Source organism: Ensifer sp. ENS09 (genome assembly GCF_014852425.1).
Lineage (GTDB): Bacteria > Pseudomonadota > Alphaproteobacteria > Rhizobiales > Rhizobiaceae > Ensifer.
Map to the genome: position 1 here is coordinate 637,645 of NZ_JACVBP010000002.1, position 11,719 is coordinate 649,363.

9 protein-coding genes are annotated in these 11,719 nt (G+C 64.0%); 5 read left to right on the plus strand and 4 right to left on the minus strand.

Features of this window, described 5'->3' with window-relative positions:
* The first annotated feature begins 4 nt into the window (after positions 1-4).
* The 3 genes from IB267_RS11280 (at position 5) to IB267_RS11290 (ending at position 3,344) form a co-directional block, all read left to right on the plus strand.
* The gene (locus IB267_RS11280) at positions 5-640 is read left to right on the plus strand and encodes a 2-dehydro-3-deoxy-6-phosphogalactonate aldolase (RefSeq protein ID WP_192447649.1); all 636 of its coding nucleotides are present in this window, start codon (positions 5-7) and stop codon (positions 638-640) included.
* Positions 640-1,524, plus strand: a complete 885-nt coding sequence (locus IB267_RS11285) for an SMP-30/gluconolactonase/LRE family protein (protein ID WP_192447650.1) — start codon at positions 640-642, stop codon at positions 1,522-1,524. The genes IB267_RS11280 and IB267_RS11285 overlap by 1 nt, the downstream gene beginning before the upstream one ends.
* Positions 1,525-1,619: 95 nt before the next feature.
* Entirely contained in the window at positions 1,620-3,344 is a 1,725-nt protein-coding gene (locus IB267_RS11290; RefSeq protein ID WP_043620951.1) for an IlvD/Edd family dehydratase, read from the plus strand.
* 63 nt (positions 3,345-3,407) lie between these two features.
* On the opposite strand, the gene IB267_RS11295 is transcribed toward IB267_RS11290, so the two are convergent.
* A complete protein-coding gene (locus IB267_RS11295; protein ID WP_192447651.1) occupies positions 3,408-4,502 on the minus strand; it encodes a hypothetical protein in 1,095 nt (364 codons plus the stop codon).
* A 358-nt stretch (positions 4,503-4,860) separates the two neighbouring features.
* On the opposite strand from IB267_RS11295, the gene IB267_RS11300 reads away from it, so the two are divergent.
* Complete coding sequence (locus IB267_RS11300) at positions 4,861-5,472, plus strand: PRC-barrel domain-containing protein (protein ID WP_192447652.1); 612 nt, start codon at positions 4,861-4,863, stop codon at positions 5,470-5,472.
* A gap of 63 nt (positions 5,473-5,535) precedes the next feature.
* Here the strand turns inward: IB267_RS11300 and IB267_RS11305 are convergent, their stop codons facing one another.
* Both IB267_RS11305 and IB267_RS11310 read right to left on the minus strand, forming a co-directional pair.
* Entirely contained in the window at positions 5,536-7,584 is a 2,049-nt protein-coding gene (locus IB267_RS11305) for an NADH:flavin oxidoreductase (RefSeq protein ID WP_192447653.1), read from the minus strand.
* A 39-nt stretch (positions 7,585-7,623) separates the two neighbouring features.
* Positions 7,624-9,174 carry a trimethylamine methyltransferase family protein gene (locus IB267_RS11310; RefSeq protein WP_192447654.1) on the minus strand — a complete coding sequence of 517 codons (1,551 nt, stop codon included), beginning with the start codon at positions 9,172-9,174 and terminating at the stop codon, positions 7,624-7,626.
* Between the two features lie 92 nt (positions 9,175-9,266).
* Between IB267_RS11310 and IB267_RS11315 the strand changes: the two genes are divergently transcribed.
* Positions 9,267-10,205, plus strand: a complete 939-nt coding sequence (locus IB267_RS11315; protein WP_192447655.1) for a LysR substrate-binding domain-containing protein — start codon at positions 9,267-9,269, stop codon at positions 10,203-10,205.
* 6 nt (positions 10,206-10,211) lie between these two features.
* Here IB267_RS11315 and IB267_RS11320 read toward each other — a convergent pair whose 3' ends face one another.
* Complete coding sequence (locus IB267_RS11320; RefSeq protein WP_246765058.1) at positions 10,212-11,558, minus strand: bifunctional diguanylate cyclase/phosphodiesterase; 1,347 nt, start codon at positions 11,556-11,558, stop codon at positions 10,212-10,214.
* Positions 11,559-11,719: the final 161 nt, after the last annotated feature.

The following is an 11,719-nucleotide window of genomic DNA, read 5'->3' on the forward strand; positions in this document are numbered from 1 at the left end:
GCTCATGACCCGCATTCCCTTTCCGTCGATGAAGTACCCGCTGATCGCCATCCTGCGCGGCCTCAAGCCCGAGGAAACCGCAGGCGTCGTCGGCGCTCTGATCGAAACTGGCTTCACCGCGATCGAGATCCCGCTGAACTCGCCCGATCCGTTCCGCTCGATCGAGACCGCCGTGAAGATGGCGCCCGAGGGCTGCCTGATCGGCGCCGGCACGGTGCTGACGACGGCGCAGGTGGAACAGCTTGCCGATGTGGGCGGCCGCCTGATGGTGAGCCCGAATGTCGAGCCAGCGGTCATCTCGCTTGCCGCAGAGAAGGGCATGGTCACCATGCCGGGCGTGCTGACCCCGACCGAGGCACTTTCGGCTGCGGCAGCGGGCGCCACCGGCCTCAAGTTCTTTCCGGCAAGCGTGCTCGGCCCATCGGGCATCATCGCGATCCGCGCGATCCTGCCGCCAGAGTTGGAAATCGCTGCCGTCGGCGGGGTTTCGGACGCGAACTTCGGCGACTACGCCAAGGCCGGCATCCGCAGCTTCGGTCTCGGATCGAGCCTCTACAAGCCCGGCTTGAGCGCGGCCGAAGTCCGCGAGCGCGCCGTTGCCACCATCAAGGCCTACGACGCCGTCTACGGAGCACAGTGATGAGCGACACCATTCCCTTTGCCGGCAGCATTCTCTGCGAAGCGACGTCGATCCTCGGGGAAGGCCCGACCTATGATCCGGCGACCGGCACCGCCTGGTGGTTCAACATCAAGGGTCAGGAACTGCATGAGCTGCACCTGCAAAGCGGGCGCAAGACGGTGCATGCCCTGCCCTTCCTCGGCAGCGTGCTCGCCGTCATCGACCCGGCCCGGCAACTCATTGCCTCCGACCAGGGCCTCTTTGTCAGGGATACGCGGACCGGCGCTCTCAGCGTGCTCACCACGCTTGAGGACAAGCCGATCAATCGCTCGAACGACGGCCGCGTGCATGCGTCCGGTTCTCTGTGGATCGGCACCATGGGCCGCAGCGCCGAAAAGGGCTCGGGCGCGATCTATCACGTCGCCGGCACCAGGGTGACGAAGCTCTACGACGCCATCACCATTCCCAACAGCATCTGCTTCTCGCCGGATGGAACCGTCGCCTATTTCGTAGACACCGACATCAACCACCTGATGCGCGTCGACATCGATGCCGAGACGGGACTGCCCAAGGGCGAACCGAGCCTGCTCGTCGATGGCAGCGGTGAAGCTGGCGGCATCGACGGTTCCGTCTGCGATGCCGACGGCCTGATCTGGAACGCCCGCTGGGGCAGCGGCACGGTCGACGTCTACCGGCCTGACGGCGCGCGCATCGCGCGTTACGCGATGCCGACGACGCAGCCCAGCTGCACAGCCTTCATCGGGCCGAAGGCTGACCGCATGCTGGTGACATCCGCCTGGCAGGACATGGACGAGGCAACGCGTGCGGCGGACCCGCATGCCGGCAAGACCTTTGACCTCGGCATCAGCGTCAAAGGCCGGTTCGAGCCGTCTTTCCGTCTCTGACCGGAAATTCTTGGCCACGGGACTCTTGGCGAAGCGCCAATAAAAAGTCATACAATTCAGCCACGCGTTAGATCGCATGGTGAGGAGGAGCTCGCATGAGCGACAAGAAGAAAGAACTGCGCAGCCGTCACTGGTACGGCGGCACCGACAAGGATGGTTTCATCCATCGTTCCTGGATGAAGAACCAGGGATTTCCGGACCACGTGTTCGACGGCCGCCCGATCATCGGCATCTGCAACACCTGGTCGGAACTGACCCCGTGCAACAGTCACCTGCGCATCCTCGCCGAGGGCGTGAAGCGCGGCGTCTGGGAAGCCGGCGGTTTTCCGGTCGAGTTCCCGGTGTCTTCGCTGGGCGAAACGCAGATGCGCCCGACCGCGATGCTCTTCCGCAACCTGCTCGCCATGGACGTCGAAGAGGCGATCCGCGCCTATGGCATCGACGGCGTGGTGCTGCTCGGCGGCTGCGACAAGACCACTCCCGGCCAGTTGATGGGCGCTGCTTCCGTCGACCTGCCGACGATCGTCGTCTCCTCCGGCCCGATGCTGAACGGCAAATGGAAGGGCAAGGACATCGGCTCCGGCACGGATGTCTGGAAGTTCTCCGAGGCCGTGCGTGCCGGTGACATGAGCATGCAGGAGTTCATGGCAGCCGAAAGCGGCATGTCGCGCTCACCGGGCGTCTGCATGACCATGGGCACGGCCACCACCATGGCCTCGATCGTCGAAGCCATGGGCCTGTCGCTGCCGACCAATGCAGCACTGCCGGCCGTCGACGCTCGCCGCATGGCGCTGTCGCATATGACCGGCAAGCGCATCGTCGAGATGGTGCACGAGGACCTGCGCCTGTCGAAGGTGTTGACCAAGAAGAACTTCGAAAACGGCATCATCGCCAATGCCGCCGTCGGTGGCTCGACCAATGCCGTCGTTCACATGCTGGCGATCGCCGGTCGCGCCGGCGTCGATCTCTGTCTTGAGGATTTCGACCGGGTCGGCAGCCAGGTGCCCTGCATCGTCAACTGCATGCCGTCTGGCAAGTACCTGATCGAAGATCTCGCCTATGCCGGCGGCCTGCCGGCGGTAATGAACCGCATCCAGCACCTGCTGCACGCCGATGCGCCGACGGTGTTCGGCGTGCCGATCAGCAAATATTGGGAAGACGCCGAAGTCTATAACGACGACGTCATCCGCCCGCTCGACAATCCGCTGCGAGCCGCTGCCGGCATTCGCGTGCTCAAGGGCAACCTTGCCCCGAACGGCGCCGTCATCAAGCCGTCGGCGGCCAGCGAGCATCTCTTGGTGCATGAGGGCCCGGCCTATGTCTTCGAGACGATCGAGGAACTGAAGGCGAAGATCGACGATCCGGACCTGCCGGTCACGGAAGACACGATCCTCGTGCTCAAGGGCTGCGGGCCCAAGGGCTACCCGGGCATGGCCGAGGTCGGCAACATGCCGATCCCGCGGCGCCTCGTCGAAAAGGGCGTGCGCGACATGGTGCGCGTGTCCGACGCCCGCATGTCGGGCACTGCCTTCGGCACCGTGGTCCTGCATGTCAGCCCGGAATCGAATGCCGGCGGGCCGCTCGCCATCGTCAAGACCGGCGACCGCATCCGCCTCGACGCGATGAAGGGCGAACTCAACCTGATGATCAGCGAGGAAGAGTTTCAGACGCGCATGGCCGCTTGGCAGGCGCCGCCGCAGAAATGGACCCGCGGCTACTACAAGCTCTACCAGGATACGGTGCTGCAGGCCGACAAGGGTGCTGACCTCGACTTCCTCGTCGGCGCCAGCGGCAGCGAAGTGCTGCGCGAAAGCCACTGACGGCTTCGGACCCATTTCGAAGCAGAAGCGCTCCAGATACCCCGCCCATCCGGCGGGGTATTTTTATCCGGCCAGAGGACGGGAGCCCAATCGCGAAAGGCTCGAGGCCGGCGAGCGCAGCCGCGCCCAGGTTTCAAAGCCGTAGATGGCAAGCCCGAGCGCGATGAAAAACTCCTTGTACTCGGTCGCATCCCAAAGGCGCACGAGCGTGGAAGCCTGGAGGATGAACAGCTCCTGGATCGCGACGATCAGAACGGCGCCGGCCGTCAGCACGATGAACTCGCGCCAATGCCCCGCCCTCAGTGCGATATCGGCGATCACCAGCAGTATGATCACGGTCATCATCACCATCATCTGCGTCGGCAGCATGCTCCAGTTGTCGCTGTTGAAGGCGGCCATCGGGGCGCTTGCCACCAGCACCAGCACGCTCGGGGCGAAGGCACCGAGCCGGCCAAGACTGACGTTCTTGCGCAGATAGAGCCAGACGAAGGGCGCCAGCGTCAGAAGGAAGAAGCTGCCGGTGTAGTAGAGCAACTCCGAGAAGCCGGTGGAGATGTTGTGCAGGTTCAGTTCCTGCTGCTTGTTGAGCGCGAGCAGGCCCTCCGGCGTGGCGATGCCGAAGACGCGCTGCATCCAGGATATCTCCTCCATGCCGACCACGAAAAAGCAAAGCGCCAGAAGCGCTGCAAACGCCGCGGCCATCCAGGCGCGGCGCCCCATTCCCGAACGGGCCACGCGCAGCTGCCCGACGGCGGTAAATGCAAAGAAGCCGCTGGCGATGAAGATCAACAGGGCAGACGCCCATTCGACCAGGCCGTCTTCGCGCGCCAGTAGGCTGAAGCCGAGGGGATCGGCAACGAACACCAGCGCCATCAGCACGGCGAGCATCCAGCTGGCGACACAAAGCCCAAGCTCACGCCCGGACGCCAGCCGCAGCTCCGGCGCGCCAAGCCAGGCGGCGTCGCGGGTAAATCCCTGAACAGCCGCAAGCGACAGGCTCAGCGCCACCCAGGCATGCCAGAGATTGTAGGGCTCGACGCCGGGAACCCGCTCCGAAAAATAGCGCAGGCCGAAAAGATTGCGCTCGATCAGAACGAGGCCGGCCATCGCCAGAACGGAGAGCAGGGAAATCGAAAGAAAGCGGCGCGGCAAGAACATCGTGAAAACCATCCCGAGATAACAGGGTGACGACGCTGCGCGCTATTTCCTGCCATGGGACAAGTATCAGCAAGAACACTCAAGAATTCATGAATGGCGCGAAGTACGTAATTGATCACTAAAATACATATATTCGAAGACTGAAATACATGTCCGCAGGAGATTGCCGGCAATCCTTGGAAAATCGCGATCCAAGGCCACGCTCACCGGCAACGGATCTTTCATCCCTGAAACTTTGAGTATTTTTCCGGAACCGTTCGCGCCCCCGGGCGTTGACACCATATCACCGGCGCGGTGGACCTGGCGGCAGAAGCCAGGCCCGCGCCCTGATCGAAACGTCAAGGAAAGGCAGTTTGAGATGATCAAGAAACTCGTAACAACCGTCGCAGCCGGCGCGCTCTTCGCGGGTCTTACTGTCGCCCCGGTGGCTTTCGCGCAGGACGCAACCAAGCCGATGGATCAGCCGCAGACGATGCAGCCGGCGCAGCCTGCCCCGGACGCCACGGCCCCGGCCGACCAGGCTGAAACGAAGCCGCCGATCACGGAAACCAAGCCCGCTGATATGGCGCAATCGAACGCCACCTATCTGACCGAGCAGGAGAGCGACCAGATCGCGGCCAGCACCTATATCGGCCAGAGCGTCTACAATGCCGGAGACGAAAGCATCGGCGAGATCAACGACCTGATCATGAAGAAGGATGGCGGCGTGGAAGCGGCCGTGATCGGTGTCGGCGGCTTCCTGGGCCTCGGTGAAAAGGACGTAGCGGTTCCGTTTGATCGCATCACGATTGCCGAGCAGCCCAACACGGACAAGCTGAAGCTGACGACGACGGAAACCGCCGATACGCTGAAGGCGGCTCCGGAATTCAAGACCAAGTCGCAGAAGATCGCCGAGCAGAACGCCAACCAGCCGGTTGACACATCGACGACCTCTTCGACGAGCACGGCACCGGCTCAGCCGCAGCAGTAATTGGTATCAGGTTGTTGTTGAGTGCACAGGGAGCGGCGGTTCACACCGCCGCTCTTGCCGTGTTTAGACGAGCACGCCGTAACGCAAGGCATCGTAGATCCCCGCATGGATGTTGCGGCTCGAAACCGCATCACCGATGCGGAACATGTCGAAGCCGGCATCCGGGTTTTTCTGCGGGATGGGGTTCTCGCCGCGAAGCAGCGCCTTGTAGTCGACGGCGCCCAGATTGCGCGAAAGCGGCTTCAGTTCACGATAGAGCTCGTCCATCGGCATCGTGCCATGCTCGACCACCACTTGCGCCACACGTCTCTCGACCGTGGCCTTGTCCGAAAAATCGGAACCGAGCGTCGCCACCAGGCCGTTGCCCTCCCGCCGCACGGTTTTCAGCCGTGTGTTGATCGTCACCCGCACATTGTGTTCGGCAAAGGCAGCGGCATAGGGCACATGGTTCATGCCCCCGACCTCGGGCGCGAACATCCGCTCGGGCGAGACGATTTCGAGTTCGACGCCGGCACGCGCGATCAGGTCGGCCGCCGTCATGCCGCTGTGGGCACCGTTGTCGTCATAGAGCAGCACCGGCCCCTCCGGCTTCACTGTTCCGGCGATGATGTCCCAACTCGACACGACGAGGTCGTCGCCTTTGTCGAGTGTGGGATTTTGGGCAATGCCGCCGGTCGCGACGACGACGAGATCCGGGACGCGCTCTTGAATGTCGTCCACGCCGGCAAAGACATTGTAGTGGATCGGCACACCGAGCCGCTCCAGTTCGGAGAGCCGCCAGTCGACGATGCCGATCAGCTCGCGGCGGCGTGGATTGCGCTGGGCGAGCAGGATCTGGCCACCTGCCTCGCCGGTCGCCTCCAGCACCTCGACCTGATGCCCGCGCTCGGCAAGCACCCGGGCCGCCTCGAGCCCAGCCGGGCCGGCGCCGACGACCACGGCCTTGCGCTTCGGCCCTTCACTTTTGCGGATGACATGCGGCACGATCGCCTCGCGCCCGGTAGCGGCATTGTGGATGCAGAGCGCACCGCCGCCTTCATAGATGCGATCGAGGCAGTAGGTGGCGCCGACGCAGGGGCGGATTTGGGCCTCCCGGCCCTCCTCGATCTTCCTGACGATGTGCGGGTCGGCGATATGTGCGCGGGTCATGCCGACCATGTCGAGCTTGCCTTCGGCAATCGCGTGGCGGGCGGTGGCCACATCGGCGATGCGGGCGGCATGGAAGACCGGGAACTTCGTCGCCGCCCTCACCTCTCCGGCGAAATCGAGATGCGGCGACGCGGCCATGCCCTGGATCGGGATGACCTTGGTGAGCGGCGCGTCGTGATCGATATGGCCGCGGATGACGTTGAGGAAATCGACCTTGCCGGACCCCGCGAGCCGCCGGGCGATCTCGACGCCCTCCTCCTTCGAAAGCCCCTTGTCCCAATCCTCGTCGGCGACCATGCGGATGCCGACGATGAAGTCCTTGCCCACGGAGGCGCGGATGGCGTCGAGCACCATGTCGGTGAACCGCAGGCGGTTGTCGAGCGAGCCGCCGAAGGCATCGTCGCGCTGGTTGGTTGCCGGCGACCAGAAACCGTCTATCAGATGGCCGTAGGCCTCTAGCTCGATACCGTCGAGACCGGCGGCCTGCATGCGGCTTGCCGCCGCTGCATAGTCGCTAACGATGCGCTCGATGTCCCAGTCCTCGATCTCCTTCGGAAAAGAACGATGCGCCGCCTCACGCACCGGCGAGGCGGAGAGCACCGGCAGCCAGTCACCCTTGTTCCAGCCGGTCCGGCGGCCGAGATGGGTAAGCTGGATCATCACGGCGCAGTCATGCTCATGACAGTCGTCGGCGATCTTCTTCAGCCACGGCACGATCTCGTCTGAGTAGGCGTGGAGATTGCCGAAGGCCGGCGGCGAATCCTCCGACACGATCGCCGAGCCGGCGGTCATCGTCAGCGCCATGCCGCCCTTGGCCTTTTCCAGGTGATAGAGCCGGTAGCGGTCCTTCGGCATGCCATCTTCGGAATAGGCCGGCTCATGGGACGTCGACATGATCCGATTCTTGAGCGTCAGGTGTTTCAGGCGGTAAGGCTGCAGCAGCGGGTCTTTCGACGATGTCATTTCCTGTTCCTTGAAAGGCGACCGAGCATGCCGGCTTCGTCAGTACCAAGCATCCGCCATGCTATCCTTGCGACGCGTGACATAATCGATCAGCGCCTCGTCGAGCGCCACATCCAGCGGCGGCGCTTCATATTCGGCAAGCGTCTTCTTCCAGGCGCGGTTGGCGCGTGTCGCCATGTCGGTCTCGCCCTCCTCGAGCCATTTCTCGAAGGGTTCGTTGTCCGAAAGGGCCGAGTCCCAGAAGGCGGTCTGGTAGTTGCGCATCGTGTGGTCGCAGCCGAGGAAATGGCTGCCGGGACCGACCTGCAGGAAGGCGTCCATGGCGAGCGTGTTGTCGTCGACGACGACGCCGGCGAGATAGGAATGCAGCGCGCCGCAGAAGTCCGTGTCCATGACGAACTTCTCGTAGGACATAGCGAGCAGCCCATCGACGAAACCGGCCGAGTGCAGGATGAAGTTGGCGCCGCAATGCACCGCCGACAGCATCGACATCGCGCCTTCCTGCATCGCTTGCGCATCCGGCAGCTTGGAGTTGGAGAAGTTGCCGGCACAGCGCAGCGGCAGGCCGAGCCGGCGCGCAAGCTGGCCGACCACCATGCTGCCGATCGCCGGCTCCGGCGTGCCGAAGGTGGGCGAGCCCGAACGCAGCGACATGGACGACAGGAAATTGCCGAAGATGACCGGGGCACCCTTGCGCTCGAGCTGGGTCAGCGCACAGCCGGCCAGCGTCTCGGCATAGGACTGGGCAATGGCGCCGGCATTGGTGACCGGCCCCATGGCGCCACCGAGGATGAACGGCACGATCACCGCGGCCTGGTTTGCCCGCGCATAGGCGCGCAGAGACCTCGTCATCGTGCCGTCCCAGACGAGCGGCGAATTGACGTTGACGTTGCCGAGGATGACGCAGTTGCGATCGACGAAATCGCGCCCGAAGAGAATGCGCGCCATCTCGATCGAGTCCTCGGCCCGCTCTTCCGCTGTGATCGAGCCCATGAAAGCGCGGTCGGAATATTTGATATGGCTGTAGACCATGTCGAGGTGGCGCTTGTTGACCGGCACGTCGACCGGCTCGCAGATCGTGCCGCCCGAATGGTGCAGCCAGGGGCTCGACTGAGCCAGCTTGATCAGGTTGCGGAAGTCCTCGATCGTGCCGTAGCGCCGCCCCTTGTCGAGATCCATGACGAAGGGCGAACCATAGGCAGGCGAAAAGACGACGCTGTTGCCGCCGATCTCGACATTGCGGGCCGGATTGCGGGCATGCTGGGTGAACTGGCGCGGCGCCGAGGAGACGATTTCCTTGAGCATGCCCGGCTCGAAGGTCACCCGGACGCCATCGACCTTCGCACCGGCCCGCTTCCAGTGGTCGAGCGCTTCGGGGTCGTCGCGGAACTCGATACCCACCTCGGCGAGAATGCGATCGGCGACCGCCTCGATCCGAAGCAGGCTTTCCTCGCCAAGGATATCATAGGTAGGAATGTTGCGGATAATGTAGGGAACGCCAAGGCTGCGCCCCGCGCCCTCGCGCCGGTTCGGCCGTGTGCCGCGCGTCCGTCTCGGTGCCGCCGCATCCGTTGCCAATGCCGTATCCATGCGCGTATCCTCCCATCATCTCAGGTGATGCTATGGGCGAAAAATTCCATTGTAACGCTGGAAAAATTCGATCCATGCTATAAGCATGATTTATGGAAAACCTGCGCCGCCTGCTTCCGTCAGCCGCAAGCCTCATCGTGTTCGAGGCGGCCGGCCGCCACCAGAACTTCACCCGTGCTGCCAACGAGCTCGGCATGACCCAGGCTGCGGTCTCCTACGCCGTGCGCGGACTTGAGGAACAGCTGGGCGTGCCGCTGTTTCACCGCGTGCACCGCGCCGTGGAACTCACCGAGGCGGGGGAAAAATTCCATGCCGACGTGTCGGTCGGCCTGTCGCGCATCCAGAAGTCGGCCGAAGACATTCGCGCCAAGGGCCGCGAGACCAACGTGACGCTGGCGGCGTCGACCGCCTTTGCCTCGATGTGGATGCTGCCCCGCCTCAACCGCATGCGCGAGGACCTGCCGGAAATCGACCTCCGGATCCAGACCAGCGTGCGCGACCTCGACCTGGAAGAAGAGCCGATCCCGCTCGGCATCCGCGGCGGCGACCCCAGCCATTGGCCGCGCTACCATGCCGCCCTGCTCGCCGACGAGGTAGTCAACGCGGTCGCCACACCCGCCTACATCGAGCGGCATGGCCTGCCGAAGACGGCCGCCGACCTGCCCAGCCACAATCTCATCCACCTGGAAGAGCCGGTGCGCCGCGCCTGCGATTGGACCGAGTGGTTTGCGAGCGCCGGTCATGCCTATCCCAAGCAGGCTCGTCGCCTTTCGATCAACGACTATGTCCTGGTGATCCAGGCGGTACTGTCCGGCGAAGGCGTGGCGCTCGGCTGGGAACACCTGATCTATCCGCAGATCCGCTCGGGCGCGCTGGTCCCGGTCGCCGGGCACGTGCTGAAGACCGGCCTTGCCTTCTACGTCGTCTGGCCGCGATCGCGCGAACTGAATGCGCAGGCCAAAAGGGTGCGTGACTGGCTGCTGGATGAAGGACGGCGCGACCGCGCTGAGATGTCCGGGACCGAGGACTAACCCGGATCAGGCCTGGACGGGAAGATCGCGGTAGCGATCGGCAAGATAGCGCATCGTTGCCACCGCATCGGCAGGTTTTCCGTAGAAATAGCCCTGCCCCAGGCCGCAGCCGAGTGCCTTCAGCTTCAGGGCCTCGGAAAAATCCTCGATACCTTCGGCGACGACTTCGAGCTCGAGCCCCTCGCACATCGACACGATCGCCTTGATGATATGCTCCGAGGCGCGATCGGCCGAGATGCGCGAGACGAAGGCCCGGTCGATCTTGACCTTATCGAAGGAGAAGTCGCGCAGCCGGCCGAGGCTCGACTGGCCGGTGCCGAAGTCGTCGAGCGAGACGCGGACACCGGCGGCGCGCAGTTCGGCAACGATCTTCTGGGCGATATCCGCATCGGCCATGACGGCCGTCTCGGTGATCTCCAGCTCCAGCCGCCGCGGGTCGAGGCCGATCTGGCTGATGATCGACAACAGGCGCCGGCTGGTGGTCGGATCCGTCAGCTGCGCCGAGGAAAGATTGAAGGAGAGGAAGAGTTCCTTCGGCCAGGAAAGGGCGGCATGGGCCGCCTTGCGCAGCAGCACCTCGGCGAGCGAATCGATGAAGCCGCGCTCTTCTGCGAGCGGCACGAACACTGCCGGCGAGACATAACCGAGATCGGCATCGCACCAGCGCGCCAGGGCCTCGAAGCCGACAACCGCGTCGTTGCGCAGATCGACGATCGGCTGGAAGTGCACGTCGACCTCGTTGGCGATGATGGCATTGCGCAGCGCCTGTTCGAGCTGAGTCGCGCGCTTCATCTCCTGGGCGATCTCCTGCGAATAGACGGTGATCTGCCCGCGACCGCGGCGCTTCGAGCGATAAAGCGCAGTGTCGGCGCTTTTCAGGAGGTCCTCGAACACCTCGCCCGCAAAGGGATAGACGGCGAAGCCGAACGAGGCGGACAGACGAACATGGCGGTCGCCGAGATCGAAGGGGGCAGACAGCACTTCCTTCAGCATCTGCCCGATCTTCTCGGCGCCCTTGCGCTCGAAGATCAGCGGCAACACGAAGGCGAATTCGTCGCTGTCGAAACGGGTGATGGTGGCGCCTTCAGGCGCGCAGGCCTTCAGCCGATAGGCCACCTGGCAGAGGATCTCGTCGCCTGCCTCGGGTCCGAACAGGTCATTGATCGGCTTGAAGCCGTCGATATTGGCAAGGCCGATGGTGAACGGGGCCGGGTCGCTGGCCCGCTCCTCAGCGAGGTCAAGCACGCTCTGGCGCAGGCAACGGGCGTTGCCGAGACCGGTCAGCGGATCGACGTCGCCCCAGGTGGCAGACACCTCGCGGCCAACGCGGTGGTAGGGCGTTTCCGCTGTCATCATCGCCGTCCCCCATTCATCTGGCAGGGGCGATGCCCGATAGACCGCATCGCCAGCCCGCGCCACGACGCAGACCGGCTGTGTCCTTCCGACACGACCGGGGCTTGGGCAACGAGGTGGATGCGAGGCATACGGATGGGGCTCTACACTTTAGCGGCAAT

What these genes read in the sequence shown, in the direction of transcription:
- IB267_RS11305 (WP_192447653.1), bottom strand. Translation starts at nt 7,584, where the DNA reads ATGACATCGTCGAAAGACCCGCTGCTGCAGCCTTACCGCCTGAAACAC.
- IB267_RS11280 (WP_192447649.1), top strand. Translation starts at nt 5, where the DNA reads ATGACCCGCATTCCCTTTCCGTCGATGAAGTACCCGCTGATCGCCATC.
- IB267_RS11300 (WP_192447652.1), top strand. Translation starts at nt 4,861, where the DNA reads ATGATCAAGAAACTCGTAACAACCGTCGCAGCCGGCGCGCTCTTCGCG.
- IB267_RS11320 (WP_246765058.1), bottom strand. Translation starts at nt 11,558, where the DNA reads ATGACAGCGGAAACGCCCTACCACCGCGTTGGCCGCGAGGTGTCTGCC.
- IB267_RS11285 (WP_192447650.1), top strand. Translation starts at nt 640, where the DNA reads ATGAGCGACACCATTCCCTTTGCCGGCAGCATTCTCTGCGAAGCGACG.
- IB267_RS11315 (WP_192447655.1), top strand. Translation starts at nt 9,267, where the DNA reads ATGGAAAACCTGCGCCGCCTGCTTCCGTCAGCCGCAAGCCTCATCGTG.
- IB267_RS11290 (WP_043620951.1), top strand. Translation starts at nt 1,620, where the DNA reads ATGAGCGACAAGAAGAAAGAACTGCGCAGCCGTCACTGGTACGGCGGC.
- IB267_RS11310 (WP_192447654.1), bottom strand. Translation starts at nt 9,174, where the DNA reads ATGGATACGGCATTGGCAACGGATGCGGCGGCACCGAGACGGACGCGC.
- IB267_RS11295 (WP_192447651.1), bottom strand. Translation starts at nt 4,502, where the DNA reads ATGTTCTTGCCGCGCCGCTTTCTTTCGATTTCCCTGCTCTCCGTTCTG.